Annotated in this window: 24 protein-coding genes; 19 read left to right on the forward strand and 5 right to left on the reverse strand. The window is 61.8% G+C overall.

Annotated features, from left to right (window positions below; translation table 11 throughout):
* The first annotated feature begins 23 nt into the window (after positions 1-23).
* A complete protein-coding gene (locus tag NCT04_RS15350; protein ID WP_244829007.1) occupies positions 24-767 on the forward strand; it encodes an SDR family oxidoreductase in 744 nt (247 codons plus the stop codon).
* A gap of 54 nt (positions 768-821) precedes the next feature.
* The gene (locus NCT04_RS15355; protein WP_244829008.1) at positions 822-1,667 is read left to right on the forward strand and encodes an ureidoglycolate lyase; all 846 of its coding nucleotides are present in this window, start codon (positions 822-824) and stop codon (positions 1,665-1,667) included.
* A gap of 71 nt (positions 1,668-1,738) precedes the next feature.
* Here NCT04_RS15355 and NCT04_RS15360 read toward each other — a convergent pair whose 3' ends face one another.
* Positions 1,739-2,176, reverse strand: a complete 438-nt coding sequence (locus NCT04_RS15360) for a PaaI family thioesterase (RefSeq protein ID WP_250466388.1) — start codon at positions 2,174-2,176, stop codon at positions 1,739-1,741.
* Between the two features lie 256 nt (positions 2,177-2,432).
* On the opposite strand from NCT04_RS15360, the gene NCT04_RS15365 reads away from it, so the two are divergent.
* Entirely contained in the window at positions 2,433-3,974 is a 1,542-nt protein-coding gene (locus NCT04_RS15365; RefSeq protein ID WP_250466390.1) for a methyl-accepting chemotaxis protein, read from the forward strand.
* Between the two features lie 131 nt (positions 3,975-4,105).
* On the opposite strand, the gene NCT04_RS15370 is transcribed toward NCT04_RS15365, so the two are convergent.
* The gene (locus NCT04_RS15370; protein ID WP_250466391.1) at positions 4,106-5,185 is read right to left on the reverse strand and encodes an AGE family epimerase/isomerase; all 1,080 of its coding nucleotides are present in this window, start codon (positions 5,183-5,185) and stop codon (positions 4,106-4,108) included.
* Between the two features lie 122 nt (positions 5,186-5,307).
* Here NCT04_RS15370 and NCT04_RS15375 point away from each other — a divergent pair, with 122 nt between their 5' ends.
* The 7 genes from NCT04_RS15375 to NCT04_RS15405 all read left to right on the forward strand — a co-directional run bounded on the left by NCT04_RS15375 (position 5,308) and on the right by NCT04_RS15405 (position 12,004).
* On the forward strand, positions 5,308-5,991 hold the full coding sequence (locus NCT04_RS15375) for an MgtC/SapB family protein (RefSeq protein ID WP_244829012.1): 684 nt from the start codon (positions 5,308-5,310) through the stop codon (positions 5,989-5,991).
* A 146-nt stretch (positions 5,992-6,137) separates the two neighbouring features.
* Positions 6,138-7,064, forward strand: a complete 927-nt coding sequence (locus NCT04_RS15380) for a hypothetical protein (RefSeq protein ID WP_250466393.1) — start codon at positions 6,138-6,140, stop codon at positions 7,062-7,064.
* A gap of 262 nt (positions 7,065-7,326) precedes the next feature.
* The gene (locus tag NCT04_RS15385) at positions 7,327-7,479 is read left to right on the forward strand and encodes a hypothetical protein (protein WP_250466395.1); all 153 of its coding nucleotides are present in this window, start codon (positions 7,327-7,329) and stop codon (positions 7,477-7,479) included.
* Positions 7,480-7,903: 424 nt separating this feature from the next.
* Positions 7,904-9,082, forward strand: coding sequence for a quaternary amine ABC transporter ATP-binding protein (locus tag NCT04_RS15390; protein WP_250466396.1), 1,179 nt, complete (start codon positions 7,904-7,906; stop codon positions 9,080-9,082).
* The gene (gene choW, locus NCT04_RS15395) at positions 9,075-9,977 is read left to right on the forward strand and encodes a choline ABC transporter permease subunit (RefSeq protein WP_244829016.1); all 903 of its coding nucleotides are present in this window, start codon (positions 9,075-9,077) and stop codon (positions 9,975-9,977) included. Before NCT04_RS15390 ends, choW begins: the two co-directional genes overlap by 8 nt.
* Positions 9,978-9,984: 7 nt before the next feature.
* A complete protein-coding gene (locus NCT04_RS15400; RefSeq protein WP_250466398.1) occupies positions 9,985-10,977 on the forward strand; it encodes a GlxA family transcriptional regulator in 993 nt (330 codons plus the stop codon).
* A 91-nt stretch (positions 10,978-11,068) separates the two neighbouring features.
* A complete protein-coding gene (locus NCT04_RS15405; protein WP_250466400.1) occupies positions 11,069-12,004 on the forward strand; it encodes a choline ABC transporter substrate-binding protein in 936 nt (311 codons plus the stop codon).
* 3 nt (positions 12,005-12,007) lie between these two features.
* Here the strand turns inward: NCT04_RS15405 and NCT04_RS15410 are convergent, their stop codons facing one another.
* The 3 genes from NCT04_RS15410 to NCT04_RS15420 form a co-directional block, all read right to left on the reverse strand.
* Entirely contained in the window at positions 12,008-12,772 is a 765-nt protein-coding gene (locus NCT04_RS15410) for a class II aldolase/adducin family protein (protein ID WP_250466401.1), read from the reverse strand.
* A gap of 48 nt (positions 12,773-12,820) precedes the next feature.
* Positions 12,821-13,909 (reverse strand): GlxA family transcriptional regulator, encoded by a 1,089-nt coding sequence (locus NCT04_RS15415; RefSeq protein WP_244829020.1) that lies wholly within the window; start codon positions 13,907-13,909, stop codon positions 12,821-12,823.
* Between the two features lie 113 nt (positions 13,910-14,022).
* Positions 14,023-14,337 carry a hypothetical protein gene (locus NCT04_RS15420; RefSeq protein ID WP_250466403.1) on the reverse strand — a complete coding sequence of 105 codons (315 nt, stop codon included), beginning with the start codon at positions 14,335-14,337 and terminating at the stop codon, positions 14,023-14,025.
* A 394-nt stretch (positions 14,338-14,731) separates the two neighbouring features.
* Between NCT04_RS15420 and NCT04_RS15425 the strand changes: the two genes are divergently transcribed.
* From NCT04_RS15425 to NCT04_RS15465, 9 genes are all read left to right on the forward strand, one after another.
* Positions 14,732-16,126, forward strand: coding sequence for an L-serine ammonia-lyase (locus tag NCT04_RS15425; RefSeq protein ID WP_250466405.1), 1,395 nt, complete (start codon positions 14,732-14,734; stop codon positions 16,124-16,126).
* Between the two features lie 31 nt (positions 16,127-16,157).
* Positions 16,158-17,402, forward strand: coding sequence for a sarcosine oxidase subunit beta family protein (locus NCT04_RS15430; RefSeq protein WP_250466407.1), 1,245 nt, complete (start codon positions 16,158-16,160; stop codon positions 17,400-17,402).
* A gap of 23 nt (positions 17,403-17,425) precedes the next feature.
* Positions 17,426-17,728 carry a sarcosine oxidase subunit delta gene (locus NCT04_RS15435; RefSeq protein ID WP_244829024.1) on the forward strand — a complete coding sequence of 101 codons (303 nt, stop codon included), beginning with the start codon at positions 17,426-17,428 and terminating at the stop codon, positions 17,726-17,728.
* Positions 17,725-20,727 (forward strand): sarcosine oxidase subunit alpha family protein, encoded by a 3,003-nt coding sequence (locus NCT04_RS15440; protein ID WP_250466409.1) that lies wholly within the window; start codon positions 17,725-17,727, stop codon positions 20,725-20,727. The genes NCT04_RS15435 and NCT04_RS15440 overlap by 4 nt, the downstream gene beginning before the upstream one ends.
* Positions 20,717-21,370 carry a sarcosine oxidase subunit gamma gene (locus NCT04_RS15445; RefSeq protein ID WP_250466411.1) on the forward strand — a complete coding sequence of 218 codons (654 nt, stop codon included), beginning with the start codon at positions 20,717-20,719 and terminating at the stop codon, positions 21,368-21,370. Before NCT04_RS15440 ends, NCT04_RS15445 begins: the two co-directional genes overlap by 11 nt.
* Positions 21,367-21,801: a dihydroneopterin aldolase gene (locus NCT04_RS15450; protein WP_250466413.1), complete on the forward strand. Its 435-nt coding sequence runs from the start codon at positions 21,367-21,369 to the stop codon at positions 21,799-21,801. The genes NCT04_RS15445 and NCT04_RS15450 overlap by 4 nt, the downstream gene beginning before the upstream one ends.
* Before the next feature lie 11 nt (positions 21,802-21,812).
* Positions 21,813-22,076, forward strand: a complete 264-nt coding sequence (locus NCT04_RS15455) for a hypothetical protein (RefSeq protein WP_250466415.1) — start codon at positions 21,813-21,815, stop codon at positions 22,074-22,076.
* Positions 22,077-22,202: 126 nt separating this feature from the next.
* Entirely contained in the window at positions 22,203-23,621 is a 1,419-nt protein-coding gene (locus NCT04_RS15460; protein WP_244829029.1) for an MFS transporter, read from the forward strand.
* A 198-nt stretch (positions 23,622-23,819) separates the two neighbouring features.
* Positions 23,820-25,409, forward strand: coding sequence for a glycerol-3-phosphate dehydrogenase/oxidase (locus NCT04_RS15465; RefSeq protein WP_250466417.1), 1,590 nt, complete (start codon positions 23,820-23,822; stop codon positions 25,407-25,409).
* Positions 25,410-25,421 lie beyond the last annotated feature (12 nt).

Raw genomic sequence — 25,421 nt, forward strand, 5'->3', positions numbered from 1 at the left:
ATCAACTTCCACTGGAGCAGTAGATGGTACAAAGACTGGCAGGCAAGACGGCGCTGATCACCGCGGCGGGACAAGGAATCGGGCTCGCGACGGCCGAGCTTTTCGCGGCGGAAGGCGCGCGCGTGATCGCAACCGACATTCGTATCGAAGGGCTCGAAGGCAAGCCGGTCGAAGCTCACAAGCTCGACGTGCTCGACCCCCAAGCCATCGAGGCGCTCGCGAAGGAAGTCGGCGCCATCGACGTGCTCTTCAACTGCGCGGGCTATGTGCATCCCGGTTCGATTCTCGAAGCGAGCGAAGCGGACTGGGACCTCGCCTTCAATCTGAACGCGAAGGCCATGTATCGGACGATCCGCGCGTTCCTGCCGAAGATGCTGGAAAAGGGCGGCGGCTCGATCGTCAATATGTCGTCGGCGGCGTCGAGCGTGAAGGGCGTGCCGAATCGCTTCGTGTATGGTGCGTCGAAGGCGGCGGTCATCGGGCTCACGAAATCCGTCGCGGCGGATTTCGTCACGCGCGGCATCCGCTGCAACGCAATTTGTCCGGGCACGGTGGAGTCGCCGTCGCTGAAGGACCGCATCGCCGAGCAAGCCAAGGCGCAGGGCGCGACGATCGACCAGATTCAGGCGGCTTTCGTTTCGCGTCAACCAATGGGCCGCGTCGGCCGTACGGAAGAAATCGCGGCGCTCGCGCTGTATCTCGCCTCGGACGAGTCGTCGTTCACGACGGGTCAGGCTCACGTCATCGATGGCGGCTGGTCCAACTAGGACCGGCCGCTGCGTTTTCAACCTTTGAATTTCGAAACACGAGGATCTATTCAGATGAAGCTGCTTCGTTACGGCCCCAAGGGTCAGGAAAAACCGGGTTTGCTGGATGCCGAAGGCAAGATTCGCGATCTGTCGAAGGTCGTGGACGACATCTCCGGCGCTACGCTGACCGATGCGGGCCTGGCCAAGCTGCGCGCGACCGACCCGGCGTCGCTGCCGGTGGTGGATGGCAATCCGCGTATCGGGCCGTGTGTCGGACGTGTGGGCAAGTTCGTGTGTATTGGCCTCAACTACGCGGATCACGCTGCCGAATCGAATCTGCCCGTGCCGACCGAGCCGGTCATTTTCGGCAAGTGGACGAGTGCCATTTGCGGCCCGAACGACGACGTGGAAATTCCGCGCAATTCGAAGAAGACCGACTGGGAAGTCGAACTCGGCGTGGTGATCGGCAAGGAAGCCAAGTATGTCGATGAAGCCAACGCGCTCGACTACGTGGCCGGTTACTGCGTGATCAACGACGTCTCCGAGCGCGAATGGCAGCTCGAACACGGCACGCAATGGGACAAGGGCAAGGGCTTCGACACGTTCGGGCCGCTCGGCCCGTGGCTCGTGACGAAAGACGAAGTCGCCGATCCGCAGAAGCTCGATCTCTGGCTCGAAGTGGACGGTCATCGTTACCAGAACGGCAACACGAAGACCATGGTCTTCACCGTCGCGCAACTGGTCGCATATCTGTCGAAGACGATGAGCCTGCAGCCCGGCGATGTCATCTCGACCGGCACGCCGCCGGGCGTCGGCATGGGCGTGAAGCCCAGCGCGGTGTACCTGAAGTCTGGGCAGACCATTCGCCTTGGTATCGAAGGTCTCGGCGAGCAGCAGCAGAAGACGGTCGACGCGTAATAGCTTCGCGCCGTGAAAGCAAAAAACCTCGCTGCGGCGAGGTTTTTCGTCTTCAGGACGGAAGGTTGAATTCAGGCGTTATAGAGCGCTTCGGCCGCGCTTTCGCTGATGCGCGTGATCGTGCCTTGCGCCACCGCGACGAGCGTTTCGGCGTTGCCGTCGGTGACGAAGACATCGCACTGGCAGGTTGCCTGCGTCATGCCGGCATGCACCACGCGCGCCCGCGCCATTAGCGTGCCGGAAACCGCCGGGCGCAGATAGTTGATCTTGTATTCGCCGGTGACGACCTTCGGACCGAGCCTCAGCGCGCCTGCGAACGTCAGCGCGTTGTCCACGAGATAACTCACCACCCCGCCGTGCACGAAACCGTGTTGTTGCCTCAGCTCATCGCGGATCTGCAGACACAGCGTGAGACTCGCTGCATCGACCTGCATCAGTTTCGTTCCGAGCAAGGCGCTAAACGGTTGCGCATTCAGCGCACCGCGCGCGATATCGACTAATTCGGCCATTCGGACACTCCTTGGGGTGGGTTCGGCGCCGTCCTGCAAAGACAATAGGTAGGGTTTCTTCGCACTGCAAGGACGTTCGACAAAAATCGTGCGAACGCAGCATGCGCGCGCCCGCCGTTTCGGCAAGCGCGCCGATCATCCCGCTCGCGCAAAGCGGCATCGACGCAAAACAATTCAAGCTGGCGCGCTTCATTGCCGTAAACCCGGACTTCCGCCGTAGTCATACGGCTCATTCGTTAGTTCGGGTTCTTGAGAAATGTTTGCAAAGATCAAGGTTTCATCCGGTTTGCTCGCCGTGCTGGTGGTGTTTTGCCTATTCCAACTGGTCACCGAAGGGCTTGGCTTCTGGTCGCTTTCGCGCACGCATGACGATGTGGGCAACCTGTCCGATATCGCGCTCAAGCAAGTCAACGCGGTCAATAAGACCACGCAGCATCTGATGGATGCGCGCATCAACCTGTCTCGCGCCGGCACGCGCATGGTGCGCGGCGGCACGGAGCCGGTCGAGATCGTGCAGCACGCGCGTGAGCAGATCGCGCAGGCGGACAAGTCGTTCGCGGCCTTCCTCGACGCGCCGAAGACCGGCGATGAGAACAAGGAGCGCATGGCCGCGCTTCAGGCCAAATACGCAGAGTATTCGAAGGCGCTCGGCGAGCTCGTCCAGTATCTGGATGCGGGCAACATTCAGGCGTTCCTCGATCAGCCGACACAGGGCTTTCAGGATCGCTATCTCGCCGAACAGCAGAACTTCGTCAACTTCGGCAATGCGGCGAGCAGTGCGTATCTCGAATCGATCGATACGCGCTACGCCTGGTTCCGCGCGGTCGGCATCGCCATCTTCGTGGCGCTGGTCGCGGGTGTCGCGGCGGTGCATTTTGCGCTGCGCCGTGGCGTGATCGCGCCGCTGGAAGAAGCGGGACGCCATTTCGAGCGCATTGCGCAAGGCCGCCTCGACGAACGTATCGCGGAACGCGGCAGCAATGAAATCGGCAGGCTCTTCGCGGGACTCGCGATGATGCAGGCAAGCGTCGCCACGACGGTAAAGACGGTGCGCGAGACGTCCGATTCGATCAACTTGGGCGCCGATGAAATCGCGAGCGGCAACGCCGATCTGTCCGCGCGCACGGAGAATCAGGCGGCATCGCTCGAGGAAACGGCGTCGAGCATGGAAGAATTGACGGCGACGGTGCGTCAGAACGCCGAGCACGCGCGCGAGGCCAACACGCTGGCGGGCGTGGCGCTCGAAGCGACTTCGCGCGGTTCCGGCGTGGTGGATGACGTCGTGGAGAAGATGCGCGGCATCGCGAAAAGCTCGGACAAGATCGCGGAAATCATCTCGGTCATCGACGGCATCGCGTTTCAGACCAACATCCTCGCGCTGAACGCGGCCGTCGAAGCGGCGCGCGCCGGTGAGCAAGGGCGCGGGTTTGCAGTCGTCGCGGGCGAAGTGCGCGGCCTCGCGCAACGCTCGGCGCAATCGGCGAAGGAAATCAAGGAACTGATCGGCGAATCGGTCGCGCAGGTCAGCGACGGCTCGACGCTGGTCGAACGCGCGGGCACGGCGATGCGCGAGGTATCGACCTCGATTTCACGCGTCACGCAGATGATGGCGGAAATCAGCGCGTCGTCGCTGGAGCAGAGCGTGGGAATCGAGCAGGTGAACCAGGCCGTGACGCAAATGGACGAGATGACACAGCAGAACGCCGCGCTCGTGGAGCAGGCCGCGGCTGCCGCGCAGTCGCTCCATGAACAGACGCGGCAGTTGAAGGATGCGGTTTCGGTGTTTCAGGTGGCTTGACGAGTGGATGACTTCGGCGTCTGTCGGGCGCCTGAATTTTCACGGCCCTGACGCTTTCGCTCGTCGAATGCGCAGGGCGGCTATCGATTGCAGCCGTAAGCAATGCCGTGATGCGAAGGCGATCCAACCGCTCAATCCGGCAACGCCGCGTATGCCGTCGCCAAATGATACGGCGTGGTCGAAGGCATCTCCGACCTTGTGATCGCGCCGTCAGCCGAGCGGCACTCGATCCACCCGCGCGCATGTAGGAACCGCGCGCCGAAGCGTTCGATCTGTTCGCCGACGGCTTCGCCGCGCGTTGCCAGCGCGCGTAGATATTCGGTTTGCGCCCAGATGCGCTGCGTGCCATCGATCACGCGTCCCGCTTCGTCCAGCGCGGCGCTCACGCCGCCAGTCGACTTGTCGACGCCATGTTTCCGCGCGAAGTCGAACGCCTGTTCGAGCCGCGCGTTCAGTCCCGCCGCCTCGAATGCGGGATGGCCGCTGCCGATTGCCAGGAAATACCACTCGAATTGATGTCCCGGCTCTAGGCGATTGCCCGGCGCGCCAATCGGCAATTCGGCGATACTGCCGGTCGCCTCGTGCACGAACGTGCGCGCGACCGATTGCGCCAGCACGGCGAGCCGCTCGTCGAAAGCGATGTTGCCCGTGGCATCGCGCGCGGCGAGCCACGCTTCGCTCAAATGCATGAGCGGATTTTGCAGCGGACCTTCGAGCATCGCGCCGAAGTCTTCGCTGTACGCGGCGTTCAGCAAGCCGCCATCGCTACCCGCGAACTTCGTTTCGATAAGCCGCGCGGTTTCATCGAGCAAGGCGAATGCGTCCGCCGATCCGCTCTTTTGCGCGAAATGCGCGCACGCATAAACCACGAACGCGTGCGTATAAAGGTCCTTCTGGCGCTCGTGGGGCGCGCCGTTTGCATCGACGCTATAGAACCATCCGCCGTTTTGCTTGTCCTGAAAATAGTGTCGCAACGATTCGAACAGCACCGACGCGTGCGCGAGATCGCCTGCATCCGTGAAAGCGAACAACTGACGGGCGCATGCCATCGCGCGATAACGCTTGGGTGGCAACGGCGCGTGATCGTCGGGCGTAACGGCTTCGAATGGCAGGTGAAGCGCTGTGTTGAAGCCGGGACCGCGCCAAATGGGCAGCACGATGCTCGTGTAGTGTTCGCGCAATGAAGTGCCGTTTGAGTGCTGTTGCTGCATAAGACAAGTTCCAGCCTGATGGTTCGGAAGAGATGAGCCCTTTGAAAACGGCTCGGCACAGCCGGATAAGCATAGCAAAAGCGCTCCGGCAGGAGACCGGCCACGACGACAGGAGGTCAAAGATGTTGGGCAACGTAGAACTCGTTTCACGACTCATCATGGCCGCGGCGCTCGGCAGCGTGATCGGTTTCGAGCGCGAACGGCTTTCATGGGCGGCGGGCTTGCGCACGCACATGCTGGTGTGCGTTGGCTCTGCGCTCATCATGATCGTGTCTGCCTACGGTTTCGAAGAGGCGCTCAAGGCGGACCACGTCGTGCTCGATCCATCGCGGATCGCGGCGCAGGTCGTGTCCGGCATCGGCTTTCTCGGCGCGGGATCCATTCTGCTGCGCGGCGAGATCGTGCGCGGGCTGACCACCGCCGCGAGCTTGTGGTCGGTCGCCGCCATCGGGCTGGCGGTAGGCGGCGGGCTGTACACGGCATCGATCGCGGCGACGGCCATCATCCTCGTCATTCTGGCGGGACTCAAACCGCTGGAGCGGCGCTTCATCAGCGTCAAGCAGCAGCGGCAATTGACGATGCTGGTCGATCGCGGCTCGCTGTCCTTTCACGGCCTGCACGAAGCGCTCGGGCCAGGCAGCGTGCGCGTGAAGCAGTTCGTCGTGCAGCAAAGCGACGAATCGCCGGAACTCGATGAAGTGCAGGTCGTGCTTTCACGGCTTTCGACGCAGGAATATCGGTCGATTTGCGAGCGGCTCAAGCATCTGAGCGTGGTGCGGGAATTCCACGAAGAGGATGGAAGCTGACGGCATCGCCCGCGCGACGCAAGAGATGCACGAACACGATGTGGGATAAGCCGCCGCGCCGTGCGACAATGCCGCCTCTCGAAAATCATTGCCGAACCGCATGTGCGCGTTTCGCGCCGGTTGTCCCGGTCACCGCCTTTCGACCTATGCCAGATCCTGCTGTTAAGCGTCACCGCAATACCTTCGATACACCCGCCGACGCCGTCGCTCCTCTCACGCGACCGCGCCGTGGCCGTACCGCCGAGGCGTCTTCGGCCGACAGCGCCGACACCGAAAAGAAACTCGCGCGCGCCGTGCGTTCGGCGCAGCGTCTTGCCCAGTTGAGCGCAACGCAGCGCTGCGCGGGCGAGACGCTCGATCTCTTCGCCGAAGACGCCGAGCGCGCCAACCTTCAGGCGCTGAACACCGACATTCGCCAGGGCACGTTCGAAGGCTTCGAACTGCCGGACGTGTTTTTGGCGGCGGTGCAATCGAATGGCGCATTGGCCGTGAACAAGCGGACGGCGCCGCGTTCGGAAGCCGCGCCGCATCCGGCATCGGTTCAGGACGAGCTTCTCGTCGTGGCCGAAGGCGATGAAACCGACGCCGCGCCGCCAACTCATGCGCCAGGCGAACTTGCCGCATCGATCGACTCGCATTCCGCGGATATCGTCGCAGGCTCATTGAGCGCCGCGCTCGTTGATGCACGCATTGCGCACGAGGACGCGTCCTTCGACCCGGTGCTGGATCGCGCACGCGTGACGGCGTTCACCGACACCATCGACGCGTTACGCGCCGTGATCTCGGAGCAGCGCGGATCGACTGCCGCGCACGCCCGCCGCATGAAGACGCTGCTGACGATCATCGTGTGCGTCACGCTGCTGACGGTGGCGACCGGCGTCGTGCAAACGGTCGTGCTGATGCGTATGGGTCGCGACACCACGTTGCAGCAGGAGCGCATGGAGCAACTCATGCTCAATCAGCAGGCGACACTTGCTTCTCTCTTCGATGCGCATTCCGAAACCGCCGCCATTAACGGCCCTACGAATAGAACGATGGCGCCTACGGTCCACTCGCAACGTCACACGCGCTGATTCCCGCCAAAAACTGTTACTTTGACGCGACATTCGGTCTCAAGACGGACTGTCGCGTAATTTTTTCCGCCACTCTCTGCGTGCTTGCTGGAAGGCCGCCTCCGAGCTGTCCCCGTTTTCGCGAGGAACAGTTACACGGAAGAATGTAGAAAAACTACCAAATTGTTCGGCTGTAAATGTTGCATTGCACTAGGAATGGCTAAGTGCAAACCCTATAATCGGTCCTAAGGGAAAACCCTCTTATCACCAACCGGAGTTTGACATGAGCTACCTCTTCGCCTTGCTGCAAAAATTCGCCTCGCTGTTCGAATCGCCGCACCTGCCGATGGACAGCGACTACTCGTATCAAGCGCGTTTCCGTGAATCCGAGCGTCAACGCAAGTCACGCGGTACCGCTTTCGGCGTTCGTCTGTAATGCGTAACTAATGGCGGTGCGGGACAACCACAAATAGCAATGCGAGACGGCCTGACGCCGTAGACCCCGCCCGCCGATTAGTCTTAAGTTTGTAGTTTTTCTAGCGGATTCTCGCTGACTTTCCGCCTTTAAGATCGCCCCGACCGAGCAATTTGGCCGCACGATCATCCTTCTTCCCCGCATCTGCATTGCAAACGCGCGAACACTTGTTCTTGCGCGACACGCGCAATTCGCCGAATCTTGGCCATTCGACGCCAAAAAATCCTTGCGTCACAAGGGCTTACCCGCGCCCGTCCAGAATCCTCCTTATTCCATTGTCGTATTTCGACATGCAGTTGTCGCAAATAGTCGGCTAGCGATACTTTTTTCTGGCAACTATGTATGCACAGCGCGGACGCACGTCCGCCACGCTATGGAGATTTCGATGAATTCCCCAAAGGTAGTAGTCGAAGGGCTATGCAAGGTGTTCGGCAACAGCCCCAAGCAGGCGATCGACATGCTCGCCGGCGGCGCGACGAAAGAAGAAGTCTTTGCGCGCACCGGGCAGATCGTCGGCGTACATAACGTTTCCTTCGACGTCAAGGAAGGCGAGATCTTCGTGCTCATGGGCCTTTCCGGTTCCGGCAAATCGACGCTGATCCGTTTGATCAACCGTCTCGTCGATCCCACCGCCGGCAAGGTGCTGATCGATGGCCGCGACGTGGCTGCCGTGCCGCGCTCGGAACTCACGGCGCTGCGCCGCAAGGACATGAGCATGGTGTTTCAGTCCTTCGCGCTGATGCCGCAGCGCACCGTGCTTTCGAACGCCGCGTTCGGTCTGGAAGTCGCGGGCGTCGGCAAGAAGGAACGCGAGAAGCGCGCGATGACCGTGCTCGAACAAGTCGGCCTTGCATCGTTCGCGCAGAAGTTGCCAGCGCAACTATCGGGCGGGATGCAGCAGCGCGTGGGGCTTGCGCGGGCGCTGGCGGTGAATCCCTCGCTGATGATCATGGACGAAGCGTTCTCCGCGCTCGATCCGCTCAAACGCAAGGAAATGCAGAACGTCCTGCTCGACTTGCAACGCGAGCAGCAGCGCACGATTCTCTTCGTCTCGCACGATCTCGAAGAAGCCATGCGTATCGGCACGCGCATCGCGATCATGGAAGGCGGCCGCGTGGTGCAGATCGGCACGCCGCAGGAAATCATCCAGAACCCCGCCGACGACTACGTGCAAGCGTTCTTCGACGGCATCGATACCAGCCGCTATCTGACCGCCGGCGACCTCATGCAGACCGATGTCGTGCCGCTCATGAAGCACTCGCCGCAGATCGACGCATCGAGTGTGGCGGAGACGCTCAACGGCAGCGCGGACTATGCGTTCGTGCTTGACGGCGAGCGGCGCATTCGCGGTTTCGTCGGCCGCGATTCGAACGGCAATCCAGTGCCGCAGATCAATCACATCGAGTGTATCGAGCGCAACATGACGCTCGATGACGTCGTGCACCGCGTGGTCGCGAGTCCCGCGCCGCTGCCGGTGGTCGACGCCGAGGGTTTCTATTGCGGTTCGGTCAACAAGTCGAACGTCCTGAAGGTCTTAACCCGCCATCGAGGTTCCCATGTCTGAAATCATTCCGCTCGGTAGCTGGGTCGATCACGGCGTCCATTACCTGCTCGACCACGACGCCAAGACGTTCGATTCAATCGGCAAGGTCATCGAGAGCTTCGCCGCTTTCATCGAACACAGCCTGCAGGCCGTCCCGATGTGGGCGCTCATGGCCATCTTCGTCGGCATCGGCTTGTGGCGCGTGGGCTGGCGCTTTGCCGCCTTCACGTTGCTCTCGCTGTTGCTGATCTACGCGACCGGCTTCTGGGATCAGATGGTCATCACGCTCGGTCTCACGCTCTCGTCGACCTTCATCAGCCTGTTGCTCGGGATACCGCTCGGTATCTGGACGGCGAAGAGCAAGGTCGTGGAGATGGCCGTTCGTCCCGTGCTCGACTTGATGCAGACGATGCCCGCCTTCGTGTATCTCATTCCCGCCGCGATGCTGTTCGGCCTCGGCCGCGTGCCCGGCATTCTTTCGACCGTGATCTTCGCGATGCCGCCCGCCGTCCGTCTTACGTCGCTCGGTATCAAGCACGTGAACCGCGAGATCGTGGAAGCGGGTCAGGCGTTCGGCTGCACGCCGTGGCAACTGCTCTACAAGGTGCAGATTCCCAACGCGCTGCCTTCGATCATGACCGGCGTGAACCAGACGATCATGATGGCGCTGTCGATGGTCATCATCGCGTCGATGGTGGGTGCGGGTGGTCTCGGCAACGACGTGCTCGCGAGCATTCAGCGTCTGGATATCGGCCTCGGCTTCGAGAGCGGCTTGTCCGTCGTGTTGCTGGCGATCATTCTGGACCGTATCACCGAGAGCTTCGGCCGTTCGCCCGGCATGGCGCGCGCCCCGCTTCTTTCGGGCATTCGCAGCGTCATGAAGGTGCGCCGCGCACCGGCCGCGCAACAAGGCTGATGCGCTCATGAAACGCGACGCGCTCGTTCCGGCTGCCTCGGAATCGCCGTTGTCCAACCTCGCGCACTTCGGCTTCCTCACGCTGCCGAATTTCTCGATGATCGCGTTCACGAGCGCGGTCGAAGTGCTGCGCATGGCCAACTACGTCGGCCGCGCGCAGCACTACACGTGGTCGGTCATCACACCGGATGGCGAGCCTGCTCGAGCAAGCAATGGCATCACCGTGAAGCCGACCACGACGCTCGACGAAGCCGGCATGCCCGATGTGCTCATCGTCTGCGCGGGCTGGCACGTGACGGATCACGTGGACGATACGATCATCGAGCTATTGCAGCGCGTGCACGAAGCGGGCGTTCCGCTCGGCGGCATTTGCACCGGGCCTTATGCGTTGCTCGCGGCCAAGCTGCTCGACGGCTATCGCTGCACCGTGCACTGGGAAGACATGTCGCCGCTCAACAAGCGCTTCCCGCATGTGCGTTTTGCCGATGAGCTCTTCGTGATCGACCGCGACCGCATGACTTGCACGGGTGGCACGGCGCCGCTCGATCTCATGCTCAATCTCGTGAGCTTGCGGCTTGGCCAGGCGCATGCGTCGCAAGTGTCGGAGCAGTTCATCGTCGAACGCATTCGCTCTTCGACGGACTATCAGCACATTCCCGTCGATGCGCGCGTCGGCTTCTCGCGTGCCGAACTCGTCGAAGTGGTGCGCCTGATGGAAGCGAATATCGAAGAGCCGCTTTCGCTCGAAGAACTCGCGCGGCTCGTGCATCTGTCGCAACGACACTTGCAACGCATGTTCAAGATGTTCCTCAATGTATCGCCGACGCATTACTACTTGACGCTTCGCTTGCGGCGCGCACGCGAGTTGTTGCGCAACACGGATGCATCGATTGCGCGCGTCACCAGCATCTGCGGATTCCATTCGCCTTGTCATTTCAGCAAGGCGTATCGCGCGCAATTCGGGCACGCGCCGAGTGTGGAGCGGCGTCTGTCTGCTTGACCTAATCGACATCGTTCTGGCTTCGCGCGTTCTTCATGGACCGCGCGTGAGCCTCTCATCGTCAATTGAAAATAGCAACGGGAGATAAGGCATGAATCGTTCGTGGATCGCATCGTTTGCTTTCGCGGTAACTTGCGCTGCGAATGCGGCCGAACCCGCTGCATGTAAGAACGTGCGTTTCGCCGATGTCGGATGGACCGACATTGCCGCGACCACCGGGCTTGCATCGACGGTCCTGCAGGGACTTGGTTATAGCCCGACGAAAACGATCGCATCGGTGCCGATCACCTTCGCTGGCGTGAAGAGCAAGCAGATCGACGTGTTCCTCGGCTACTGGTCGCCGACCATGGATCCGATGATCGATTCGTTCAAGAAAGCGAATCAGGTGAAGGTGCTGCCGACGCCGAATCTCATCGGTGCAAAGTACACGCTCGCGGTGCCGGAATACGCGTACAACGGCGGCATCAAGACGTTCAGCGATATCGCGAAGAACTACGACAAGCTCGACGGCAAGATCTATGGTATCGAGCCGGGCAACGACGGTAACGCGCTCATCAAGAAGATGATCGACAGCAATCAGTACGGGCTCGGAAAGTTCAAGCTGGTTGAATCGAGCGAGGCGGGGATGCTTGTCGAAGTGAATCGCGCCATTCGCGACAAGAAGCCGATAGTGTTTCTGGGCTGGGAACCGCATCCCATGAACGTGCAGATGAAGATCGATTATCTCTCGGGCGGCGACGATGTCTTCGGCCCCAACTACGGTGAAGCGCGCGTGCTGACCGTGACGCCGACCGATTACGACACACGTTGCCCGAATGTCGCGAAGTTCGTATCGAACCTGCGGTTCACGACGGACATTGAGAATCACGTCATGCTGCCGATCATGAATAAAACCGACGCCAACAAGGCCGCGCGCGAGTGGTTGAAGCAGAATCCCGCGGTGCTCGATAAATGGCTCGCAGGTGTCAAAACCTTCGATGGCAAGGACGGGTTGCCGGCGGTGAAGGCTTATGTCGCCGGCAACTGAAGGTCAGGTGCGATAGTCCGTCTTGCCGCCCTCGATCATGCGCAAGGCGGCTTGCCATTGCAGCGCGATGATCCCTTCCGACTCGTCCCTGCGATACTGCGCGGCAGTCGTTTCGCAAACCTTCTGCGAAGGCAGATTCAGCTCGCCGCCGCCCGCGAGCGCACGCAGTTGAATCTCGCAGGCGCGTTCGAGGAAATACATCTCTTGAAACGCCGAGGGAATCGACGGGCCGCAAGTGAGCAGCCCGTGATTGCGCAAGATCATCGCGTTATGCAGGCCGAGATCGTTGACGAGCCGGTCACGTTCCGCGAGATCGAGCGCAATGCCTTCATAGTCATGGTAAGCAATGTGCCCGTAGTACTTGAGCGCATGCTGGCTGATCGGCAAAAGCCCTTGTTTCTGCGCCGATACCGCCGCGCCCGCCGCCGTATGCGTATGCACGACGCACACGACATCGTGACGCGCCATATGAATGGCCGAGTGAATGGTGAAGCCCGCCGGATTGACGAGAAACCGCTCCGGATAATCCCGCGCCGCCGGATCCACCGCGCGTCCTTCGCTATCGATCAACACGAGGTCCGACGCGCGCATCTCGTCGAAGAGCACGCCGTATTTGTTGATGAGGAAGTGATGCTCCGGCCCCGGCACGCGCGCACTGATGTGCGTGAAGATCATGTCGGTCCAGCGAAAATGCGCAATCACGCGGTAGAGCGCCGCCAGATCGCAACGCAGCGCCCATTCTTCCTTCGAATAACCGTGGTTCTCCATGCCGTTCCTCCTTGGGTTGTAAGCCGCGGATAACGTGGATAGATCGTGTTAGATCGCCTGTGCGCGGCCCGGGAAAGTCTCGTCGTAGTCCAGCGTCTGATTCTCTTCTTCGGCGTTGCCAGAGCCGCCTTGTTCACGATACATCATCGGCGGAAGACCGTATTGCTTGCGGAATTCGCGGCCGAGATGCGAGGCATCGGAAAAGCCGCAACTCGATGCAATATCCGCTACCGTCTTGTCCGAACTCGTGAGCAGCCACGCCGCCGTGCGCAAACGCACTTGCTTTGCGTAGGCTTGCGGCGCCTTGCCGGTTTCCGCCTTGAACAGACGTTCGAGTTGACGCGTGGAAAGGTCCAGCTTGTGCGCGAGTTCGTCGAGCGTGAGCGAGCGTCCCACGTGCTGTTCCATCAGCAGAATGGCGCGCTTGACCTTGGGATGCGTCGCCGGCGCAAGTCCCGGCGGATGCGGCTGAGGCGCGTTGCCCTTCTGCATGTCGTCGACGAGGAGAATGCGCAATGCCTTTTGCACCGTCGCGGTCTCGAAGTGACGCAGCAGGATGGCCGCCGCGACATCGATGGATGCGCGTCCGCCCGAACACGTAATGCGCCGCCTGTCGATCACGAAGAGCCGGTCCGCCACGAGCGCCTGCTCATCCACGTGCGGAAAGCGTTCGACGAAATCCCAGTAGTGAAACCAGCTCACGCAGATTCGATGCCCTTCCAGCACGCCCGCACGCATCAGCGAGAAAACGCCCGTGCACATGCCGACGATGGTTGCATCGAGCGCGGCGGCGCGGCGGATGAACTGCAAGGTGGCATCGCTTGCGGAGGGCCCCGAGTGCAAGAGACCGCCGACCACGACGACGTAATCGAAGTGCTCGGCCTGATCGAAAGTCTCCCACGGCGTGATCTGGATGCCGCAGCTTGCGCGCACGGGTGCGAGCGTCTCGCCAATCACGCTCCACGAACAGCGCACGGGGCGGCTGAAATCGCCTTCATCGGCGGAAAGGCGCAGGAGATCGACGAAACCGGAGAACGCGGTAAGCGTGAAGTTCGGCAATAGCACGATGCCGAAGCGAATACGCGATTTGGATTGACCGTCGATGGAAAGCGGCGGAAGCGATTCTGCGGGGTTCATGCGCGTGAAGTGCGGCGGCCTGTAAGTATGCCGCGAGCATATCACTCGTGCGTGGAGCACGGGCGCATGGTCAGAAATGAGAAGGGCCGCAATACGGCGGCCCTGAAGGAAGATTAGTTGCCCAGCACGGCGATGGCCCAGGCGAACGCCGAGCCGACGAGCGCGCCGGTGGTTCGACCGAGCAGGCTTGCGACGGTGTAGTCGGCCCAGCGCTGTTCGACTTCGGCCTTCAATACGCCGAAGTAACGCAAGGCGGGATCGACGCAACACGCGATCATCAACGCGGCCCAGGTGGGCGCTTCGCGCGTGAGAACGTGTTCGGGAGAAATGATGTCGATGGCCTGAAGCAAGCCGACCACCGCGGCGCCGACAATGAAAGCAAGAGTCCAGGATTTGAAGAACTGATCGGGAAGAGCAGAGCTTTGCATGGATACAGAAGACGAAGGAACAACAGAGAAACGAGCGACGCGTCAAGCCTTGAAGGGTGGCCGCTCACGGACTTAGGGAATATACCGAGACGTCCTCTTTCGGCCCGTAGGATCAGTCTCAAAAATCCCGCGATCTGCAACGAAGCTGCGCAAAAACGCGCCAACCTCGAAATGCTCTGCTACCGCCGCGTTCGCGTGGCGGACTCATGCGGCGACTTTCGATCAAACGTCATGAACCTTGGTAAATCCGTCATTGGGGCGAGCGTTCCCGCGCGCTGACGCCGCCATCCCATTTCGATGCCGCTTTTGTTCTATCGGACGGATTTGCGGTTTGGTGCAATGAGCACAGTCGCGAAAAGTGGGCAAGCGGCCCATGATCCAACCAGGAATGCACATGAACGTCAGCGTTTTCGATCTGTTCAAGATCGGCATCGGTCCTTCCAGCTCGCATACCGTCGGGCCGATGATCGCGGCGTGCCGCTTCGCCTCGCACATCGAGGACGCGAATCTGCTTGGCTTCGTCACGCGGGTGCGCGCTGAACTGTTCGGCTCGCTCGGCGCCACCGGCAAGGGCCACGGCACCGACAAGGCCGTGCTGCTCGGCCTGGAAGGCAATCTGCCCGATCTGATCGATCCCGACCTGATCGCGCCGCGCCTCAAAGAAATTCGCGAGACGAAGCGCCTGATGTTGCTCGGCAAGCATGCGGTCGCATTCGAAGAGCGCGAACACATAGGCTTTTATCGCAAGCTGATGCCGGGTGCGCCGGGATCGAGCATCGTGCATCCGAACGGCATGCGCTTTCAGGCGTTCGACGAGAACGGCCAGCTGCTCGTCGAGAAAGAATACTTCTCGGTCGGCGGCGGTTTCGTCGTGAATCGCGAAGGCGATCGCGTCAACGGACTGCGCGCGGGCGGCAGCGTGCCGTATCCGTTTCGCACCGGCGACGATCTCATGCGCGTGTGCAAGGAGACTGGTCTGTCTATCGCCGAGATCACGTTGCAAAACGAATGCGCGAATCGCAGCGAACAGGAAGTGCGCGAGGGCATGCTCGCCGTGTGGCGCGTGATGGCGGCATGCGTCGAGCGCGGCTGCAAGGAGCGCGGCGAGTTGCCGGGATCGATGCACGTCAAGCGTCGCGCGGCGGATCTTTCGTCGCAACTGCGCTTTCGTTCCGAAGAGTCGTTGCGCGATCCGCTTTCGATGCTCGACTGGGTCAACCTCTATGCAATGGCCGTCAACGAAGAGAACGCGGCGGGCGGCCGCGTCGTCACCGCGCCGACCAATGGCGCAGCGGGCGTGATCCCCGCCGTGCTGCACTACTACGTGAAGTTCATGCACGGCTCGAACGACGATGGCATCGTGCGCTTCCTTCTTACGGCAGCCGCCATCGGCATCATCTACAAGGAAACGGCTTCGATCTCGGGTGCCGAAGTGGGCTGCCAGGGCGAAGTGGGCGTGGCCTGCTCGATGGCCGCCGCCGCGCTGGCATCGGTCATGGGCGGCACGCCCGCGCAAGTCGAGAACGCCGCCGAAATCGGCATGGAACATAACCTTGGCATGACCTGCGACCCGGTGGGCGGCCTCGTGCAGATTCCCTGCATCGAGCGCAACGCGATGGGCGCGATCAAGGCCATCAATGCCGCGCGCATGGCGATGAAGGGCGACGGCCAGCATTACGTCTCGCTCGATTCGGTCATCAAGACCATGCGCGAAACCGGCGCCGATATGAAAACGAAATACAAGGAGACGTCGCGCGGCGGACTGGCCGTCAACGTCATCGAATGCTGAATTCAGTACGTCACGAAGGAAAGGAAACACCATGACCCGCTATTCGATCTTCAGCCTCTTGCGCAACGGCATGTCGTATCACGAGAACTGGGAGCGCCAGTGGCGAAGCCCCGAGCCCAAGCGCGAATACGACGTGGTGATCGTCGGCGGCGGCGGGCATGGTCTTGCGACGGCGTATTACCTGGCGAAGGAACACGGCATCACGAATGTCGCGATCCTGGAGAAGGGATGGATAGGCGGCGGCAATACCGCGCGCAACACGACGATCGTGCGCTCGAACTATCTGTGGGACGAATCTGCGGCTTTATACGAAAAGGCAATGAAGCTGTGGGAAGGCCTTTCGCAAGACCTCAACTACAACGTCATGTTCAGCCAGCGCGGCGTGATGAATCTCGCGCATACGCTGCAGGACGTGCGCGATACCGAACGCCGCGTGAACGCCAACCGTCTCAATGGCGTCGATGCCGAGTTCCTCACGTCCGCGCAGATCAAGGAAATCGAACCGACTATCAATCTCAATAGCCGCTATCCGGTGTTGGGTGCGTCGATTCAACGGCGCGGCGGCGTCGCGCGTCACGATGCCGTGGCGTGGGGGTTCGCGCGGGGCGCGGATCAGGCGGGCGTGGACATCATCCAGAACTGTCAGGTCACGGGAATTCGGCGCGACGGCAGCCAAGTCACGGGCGTCGATACCACCAAGGGTTTCATCAAGGCGAAGAAGGTCGCGGTGGTCGCGGCGGGCAATACGACATCGCTTGCGGATATGGCCGGCGTGCGTCTGCCGCTCGAAAGCCATCCGCTGCAGGCGCTCGTGTCCGAGCCCATCAAGCCGGTAGTCAACACGGTCGTAATGTCGAACGCGGTGCACGCTTACATCAGCCAGTCCGACAAGGGCGATCTCGTGATCGGCGCGGGCGTCGATCAATACACGGGCTTCGGGCAGCGCGGCAGTTTTCAGATTATCGAAGGCACGCTAGAGGCTATCGTCGAAATGTTCCCGGTGTTCTCGCGCGTGCGCATGAATCGCCAGTGGGGCGGCATTGTCGATGTCTCGCCGGATGCTTGCCCGATCATCAGCAAGACGGATGTGAAAGGCCTCTATTTCAATTGCGGCTGGGGCACGGGCGGCTTCAAGGCGACGCCGGGCTCGGGCTGGGCGTACGCGCACACCATCGCGAAAGACGAGCCGCATGCGCTGAATGCGCCGTTCTCGCTGGAGCGCTTCTATACGGGTCATCTGATCGACGAACACGGCGCGGCTGCCGTGGCGCACTAATCGCACTTTAGGGAGTTAGGAACATGTTGCTGATCGAATGCCCCTGGTGCGGCCCGCGCGCCGAAAGCGAATTTTCCTGCGGCGGCGAAGCGGATATCGCGCGCCCGCTCGAAACGGACAAGCTCACCGACAAGGAATGGGGCGATTACCTCTTCATGCGCAAGAACTCGCGCGGCAAGCATCGCGAACAATGGATGCATGCGCAAGGCTGCCGTCGCTGGTTCAAGGCGCAGCGCGATACGGTTTCATACGAGATTCAGGGCTACGAGACGTTCGACCGTCCGCTTGCCGTGATGGACACGAATAACGGAGGCACGTCGAAATGAGCCAGAAAGACCGACTCGGCGCGGGTGGACGCATCAACCGCGCGATTGCGTTGACGTTCACCTTCAACGGCAAGACGTATCAAGGTTTTCAAGGCGATACGCTTGCCTCCGCGCTGCTCGCCAACGGCCAGCATTTCGTTGCGCGTAGCTGGAAGTATCACCGGCCCCGCGGCATCGTCACGGCAGGTGTGGAAGAGCCGAATGCCGTCGTGCAGTTGGAAACCGGCGCGTACACGGTGCCCAATGCGCGTGCCACCGAAATCGAGCTATATCAGGGACTCGTCGCGACGAGTGTGAATGCGAAGCCGAGCATCGAGAACGATCGCATGGCCGTGAATCAGAAGATCGCGCGCTTCATTCCAGCGGGCTTCTACTACAAGACCTTCATGTGGCCGCGCAAATTCTGGCCGAAGTACGAAGATGTGATTCGCGATGCAGCGGGTCTCGGCAAGGCGCCCGAGCAACGCGACGCGGATCGTTACGACAAGTGCTTCGCGCATTGCGACGTGCTCGTGGTCGGCGGCGGTCCTTCGGGACTCGCGGCGGCGCATGCGGCGGGTTTGTCGGGCGCGCGCGTGATTCTCGTCGACGATCAAAGCGAACTCGGCGGCTCGTTGCTCTCGTGCCGCGCGGAGATCGATGGCAAGCCCGCGCTGCAATGGGTGCAGAAGATCGAAGCCGAACTGCGCAAAATGCCCGACGTGAAGGTACTTTCGCGCAGCACGGCGTTCGGCTATCAGGATCACAACCTCGTGACCATCACGCAGCGTCTGACCGAGCATCTGCCGGTGTCGTTGCGCAAGGGCACGCGTGAACTGCTGTGGAAGGTGCGCGCCAAGCGCGTGATTCTCGCGACGGGCGCGCACGAGCGGCCTGTCGTGTTCGGCAACAACGATTTGCCGGGCGTGATGATGGCTTCCGCCATATCGACGTATCTGCATCGCTATGCGGTGTTGCCGGGACGTCGCGCGGTCGTGTTCACCAACAACGATGACGCGTATCAGTGCGCGCTCGATCTGAAGGCGGCCGGCGCGGACGTCACGGTCGTCGATCCGCGGCCGGCGGAAACGAAAGGCGCGTTGCCTGCTGCCGCGCGTCGCTATGGCGTGCGCGTCATCAACGATGCGGTCATCACGGCGGCGCACGGCAAGCTGCGCGTGTCGTCAGTGGAAGTCGCAGCTTATGCGAAGGGGCAAGTCGGCGCGAAGCAGTCCGACCTGCAATGCGACCTCGTGGCGATGTCGGGCGGCTGGAGTCCCGTGTTGCATCTCTTCGCGCAATCGGGCGGCAAGGCGCACTGGCACGAGGATAAAGCCTGCTTCGTCCCCGGCAAGGCCATGCAACTGGAAAGCAGCGTGGGCGCGTGCGCGGGCGAGTTCTCGCTGGCGCGCGGCATCCGCTTCGCACTCGATGCGGGCGCCGACGCAGCGCGCGCGGCAGGGCTTATCGTCGCGCGGCCGAATCCGGTGCAAGTGGCCGAGATCACGGAAGCGCCGTTGTTGCCGTTGTGGCTCGTCGGTGGACGCGAACTCGCGACGCGCGGCCCCAAGCAGTTCATCGACTTCCAGAACGACGTCTCTGCTGCCGACATCTTTCTCGCGGCGCGTGAAGGCTTCGAATCGGTCGAGCACGTGAAGCGTTATACGGCGATGGGCTTCGGCACCGATCAAGGCAAGCTCGGCAACATCAACGGCATGGCGATTCTCGCGCAAGCTCTGAACAAGACGATTCCCGAGACCGGCACGACGACCTTCCGCCCGAACTACACGCCGGTTTCCTTCGGCACGTTCGCGGGCCGCGAACTGGGCGAGTTTCTCGATCCGGTGCGCAAGACGGCGGTTCACGAATGGCACGTTCAGAACGGCGCCGCGTTCGAGGATGTCGGCAACTGGAAGCGTCCCTGGTACTACCCGAAGGCGGGCGAGGACATGCACGCGGCAGTCGCGCGCGAATCGCTCGCAGTGCGCGAAAGCGTCGGCATTCTCGATGCATCGACGCTCGGCAAGATCGACATTCAAGGCCCGGATGCGGCTCAGTTGCTGAACTGGGTCTATACGAATCCGTGGAGCAAGCTCGAAGTCGGCAAGTGCCGCTACGGTCTCATGCTCGACGAAAACGGCATGATCTTCGACGACGGCGTGACCGTGCGCCTTGCCGACCAGCATTACATGATGACGACCACCACGGGCGGCGCGGCGCGCGTACTCACGTGGCTCGAACGCTGGCTGCAAACCGAATGGCCCGACATGCGCGTGCGGCTTGCCTCCGTGACGGATCACTGGGCCACGTTCGCGGTCGTGGGACCGAACAGCCGCAAGGTGCTGCAAAAGGTGTGTCACGACATCGACTTCGCGAATGCCGCGTTCCCGTTCATGAGCTATCGCGAGGGCACGGTGGCGGGTGCATCGGCGCGCGTGATGCGCATCAGCTTCTCGGGCGAACTCGCGTATGAAGTGAACGTGCCGGCCAATGTCGGACGCGCGGTGTGGGAAGCCATCATGGAAGCGGGCGCGGAATTCGACATCACGCCCTACGGCACCGAAACCATGCACGTGTTGCGTGCGGAGAAGGGCTACATCATCGTGGGCCAGGATACGGACGGCTCGATGACGCCTTACGACCTCGGCATGGGCGGGCTAGTCGCGAAGTCGAAGGACTTCATCGGCAAGCGTTCGCTCACGCGTTCGGACACCGCCAAGCCGGGACGCAAGCAGTTCGTCGGTCTGCTCTCGGACGATCCTTCGTTTGTCATTCCGGAAGGCTCGCAGATCGTCGCGGGTTCGTTCCAGGGCGACTCGGCGCCAATGCTCGGTCATGTCACATCGAGCTATTTCAGCCCTATTTTGAAGCGCTCGATTGCGCTTGCCGTGGTGAAGGGCGGTCTTGACAAGATCGGCGAGGCGGTCACCATTCCGCTTTCGAGCGGCAAGCAGATCAACGCAAAAATCACCAGTTCGGTGTTCTACGACAGCGAAGGAGCACGTCAGCATGTGGAATGAAACCAGAGGTTCCTCGACGGTCGTCGATCGCGTCACGGTTGGACAAGGGGTGTGGCAGGAGTCACCGCTCGTCGGCGCGGATGCGTTGCTGAAGGCGCATCAGGCGGGCTCGCCGAAAGCGTTTCGTCTTTCCGAGCGGCCGTTTCTCCAACTCGTCAACGTGCGTGGCGATACGCGCGATGCGGCCTTCGTGCAGGCCGTGCAAAGCGTGATTGGCTGCGCGCCGCCCGACAAACCGAACACCACCGCGCGCGGCAATGGCTACGACATGCTGTGGCTCGGCCCCGATGAATGGCTCGTGCGCTCACTGACCGCGCACGATGCCGCACGCCCCGCGCCGCTCGAAGCGAAGTTGCGCGACGCGTTCAAGGGCGCGTTCGCGGCAGCGGTGGATATCGGCAGCGGCTATACGGTGCTCGAAATCGATGGGCCGCGCACGCGCGATGTCCTTTCACGCGGATGCCCGCTCGACCTGCATCCGAAAGTATTCGGCGAAGGCCAGTGCGCGCAGAGTCATTACTTCAAGGCTTCGCTCACGCTCGTGCCGTTGGGCGGTGACCGCTTCGAACTGATCATCCGCCGCAGCTTCGCGGACTACTTCGTGAAGATCATGCTCGATGCCGCCGAGCCCTTGCTCGCATGAAGCCGTTCGAACCGCTTGCCATGGGCGGACAGGGCTGGCGCGTCGTCGTCGATGAACTGATGGTGACGACGCGCGTCGGCTTGTACGAACATGAGCATCGTGCGCCGCAGCCGGTTGCTATCGATGCAAGCCTGCGTTATCGAAGCACGCCCCATGAATCGACGGATGGTCTTATCGATTACGAAGCGTGGTGCGATCGCGTGAGTGCGTTTCTCGAAACGAAGCCGCATACGCGTTTGCTCGAAACGCTCGCGATGGAAATCGCCGCGTTCTCCTTCGATGAATGGCCCGCGCTCGACGGTCTCACGCTCGCGTTGCATAAGCCCAAGATTCGTGAAGGCACGCGCCGTCTTGCGTTGGAACTCGACTGGCGTCGTGCCGATTTCGACGCGTGGCGCGCACAGAACGCAGCCGCGCTTCAAGCTTCCTGACCTTCACGACGATGACTTCATCGCGCGACACGGCGGCGTTGCTTTCCGAGCGCGCGGTCAAGGAGCGCGATGCGAACGCGGCGCTCGCGCTTCTCGAACGCAGCATTGCGTTGAAGCATCGGCGGATTGCGTTGATTCGCTATCTGCATGCGCAGTATCTCGACGCGCCGCTCGATGCGCGTCACCACGAGTACGTGAAGAACATCGCTGCAAGGCTCAGCGTGGATGCGCTCATGCGCGTTGCCGCGGCGGCGCGCGCACGCTATGACGCATGACGCGTACGTTCCATCCCGATGACGCGAATCTTCTATGTTGCGGAATTATGTCGGCGTCTACTGAAAACGCTTTGACTTCTGTACGCCACGTCCACGCGGTTAGCGCCGCATCGAGAGAGGGATGACATGTCCACCGCCACGCAATCGCGCGCGAGCGCTGCTGCACGGCTAGAACGCCTGCCGTTCTCCGGGTATCACCGCACCATTTTCATCATCATTGCCGTTGCGTTTTTCTTCGATTCGGTGGACCTCGGCACGATGACCTTCGTGCTCGGTTCGATCAAGACGGAGTTCGGTTTGTCGACCGCGACTGCGGGCCTCGTTGCAAGCGCAAGCTTCTTCGGCATGGTGCTCGGCGCGGCCGTCGCGGGCTTGCTTGCGGACCGCTTCGGACGCCGGCCCGTGTTCCAGTGGAGCATGGTGCTGTGGGGACTGGCGTCGTACCTGTGCTCGACGGCGCATTCCGTCGATGCGTTGATCTTCTATCGCGTGCTGCTTGGTATCGGCATGGGAATGGAGTTTCCTATCGCGCAGACGTTGCTCTCCGAGTTCGTGCCGACGGCTTCACGCGGCAGACTGATTGCGTTGATGGATGGCTTCTGGCCGCTGGGATTCATCGCGTCGGGCGTGGTGTCGTACTTCGTGTTGCCGCAGTTTGGCTGGCGCACCGAGTTTGCGTTGCTTGCGATACCCGCGGTGTTCGTGCTGATCGTGCGGCGCGTGGTGCCCGAGTCGCCGCGATGGCTCGAACATCACGGACGTATCGAAGAAGCGGATCGCGTGCTCGATGAAGTCGAGGCGAAGGTCATGAGGGCTAGCGGCTTGCGTGCGTTGCCTGCGCCTTCGATGCTGGCGGAACCGCCTGTCAGGAAGGGATCTGGAGCGTTTCGTGAGATCTGGAGTGCGGCATACAGGCGTCGCACGATCATGGTTTGGGCGCTTTGGTTCTTTGCGTTGCTTGGCTTCTATGGATTGACGTCGTGGCTCGGCGCGTTGATGCAACAGGCCGGTTTTGCCGTCACGAAGTCCGTGCTTTATACGGTGCTGATCTCGCTTGGCGGCGTGCCGGGTTTCTTGTGTGCGGCGTGGCTCGTGGAACGGTGGGGACGCAAGCCGACTTGCATCGCATCGCTTTTGGGTAGCGGGTTGATGGCGTACTTGTATGGCCAAACCGCGTTGCATGCCGAAACGCCGACGCTCCTGATCTGCGCGGGACTTGCCATGCAGTTCTTCCTCTTCGCGATGTGGGCCGTGCTTTATACCTATACGCCCGAGTTGTATGGGACCGGCGCGCGCGCGACGGGGTCGGGGTTTGCATCGGCGATCGGGCGTGTCGGGTCGTTGATCGGGCCTTATGTCGTTGGCGTCGTGTTGCCGGTCTTCGGACAGGGCGGAGTCTTTTCGCTGGGCGCCGCCTGTTTTGTGGTGGCGGCGTCGGCGGTTTGGATTCTTGGGATCGAGACGCGCGGGCTCGCGCTGGAGACGCTGGTTTCGGAGGCAGAGGTGGTGGAAGGGAGCGGCGTGCTGGTTTCGGCTCGGGAGTGAGGGATCGCGGCGTGGCCCACACCGATGATCCCGAAGGCCGATGGTACGATGTAAAAAAACGAACATCTCACTTCAAAACGAAAATCGGCGAGAGACGGGACAAAGCCAGCGTATGACACGTTTATTCTTGCCCGGACCCAAGCGGCAACCAGTCCCGCGCCATGTTGTTCGATCGGCCACGCGCGCGGGATTTCCCCGATGAACAAGCATCCCGCGCAGCCTGACATGCAGGCGATCACGCCGCCCGATCGCGCGACGCTCCTGCGCGAAATCGACCGGACCGCGTGCTGGGATATCGTGGTGATCGGCGGCGGCGCGAGCGGTCTAGGCACGGCTGTCGATGCCGCGTCGCGCGGCTATCGCACCTTGCTGCTCGAAGCGCGGGACTTCGCGAAGGGCACGTCGAGTAAGGCGACCAAGCTCGTGCACGGCGGCGTGCGTTATCTCGCGCAAGGCAACATCCCGCTCGTGCGCGAGGCTTTGCATGAACGAGGGCTGCTTGCACGCAATGCGCCGCATCTGGTGAACGCGCTGGGTTTCGTCGTGCCCGCTTACCGCTTAACCGACAAGCTGTTCTACGGCGCCGGCTTGAAGGTCTACGACTGGCTTGCGGGCGCATTGAATCTCGCGCCGAGTCGTGGTCTCGGTCTGCGCGAAACGCACGACAAGGCGCCCATGCTCGCCGGCAATCTGCAGGGCCGCGCGCTCCGTGGCGGCACGCTCTACTATGACGGCCAGTTCGACGACGCGCGCCTCGCCATTGCACTCGCGCGCACGGTTTTCGATCTCGGCGGCATCGCGCTCAACAATGCGGCAGTGCGCGGTATCGAGGTGGATCGCGCGGACAGGACGCATCGGATTGCCTTCGAAGACACCGAAACGGGCGATGCCTTCTCAGTGCGCGCCCGCTGCGTGGTCAACGCAACCGGCGTCTGGGTGGATGCCATTCGCGCAATGGACGATCCCCGCGCGCGTCCCATCGTGGCGCCGAGTCAGGGCGTGCATCTCACGTTGCCCGGCCGCTTCCTCAAAAGCGATAACGCCATTCTCGTGCCGAAGACGAAAGACGGCCGTGTGCTGTTCGTGGTGCCGTGGCATGGGCAGACTATCGTCGGCACGACGGATACACCGCAGAGCGACGTGCCGCTCGAACCGCGTGCAAGCGACGCGGAGATCGACTTCATCCTGAGTTCGGCGGCAGATTATCTCTCGCTCAAACCGACGCGCGACGATGTCTTGAGCGTGTGGGCCGGCCTGCGTCCGCTCGTGAAGGGCGATAGCGGCGCGTCGACGGCGGCGCTGTCGCGCGAGCATACGATCGAATCGAGTTCCACCGGAATGATCACGGTGACGGGCGGCAAGTGGACGACGTATCGACTGATGGCGGAACAAGTGGTCGATCTGGCCATTGCAAACGGTCTGTTGGCGGCTGCGCCATGCCGCACGCGCTCGTTGCCCTTGCATGGCGCAACGGGCGTGCAAAGCGGGTACTACGGTTCGGATGCGGGGATCATCGAACGATTGCCGGGCGCGGACACGTTGCTCGTCGAAGCAGGCGGCCTGACCGAAGCGCAAACGCGTTTCGCGGTGCGCGCGGAGCTGGCGCGTTCGGTCGAAGACGTGCTTGCGCGCCGTAATCGCGCGCTCTTTTTGGATGCCGCCGCAGCACGTGCGGCGGCGCCCGAAGTGGCGCGCATCATGGCTCAGGAACTCGGCCGCGACGCTGCGTGGCAGTCCGCGCAAGTCGCCAGTTTCGAAGCCTTTGCCCGAAACTGGACCTTGCGTTGATGCGCTGAAGTA

Source organism: Caballeronia sp. GAFFF2 (assembly GCF_023631485.1).
GTDB lineage: Bacteria > Pseudomonadota > Gammaproteobacteria > Burkholderiales > Burkholderiaceae > Caballeronia.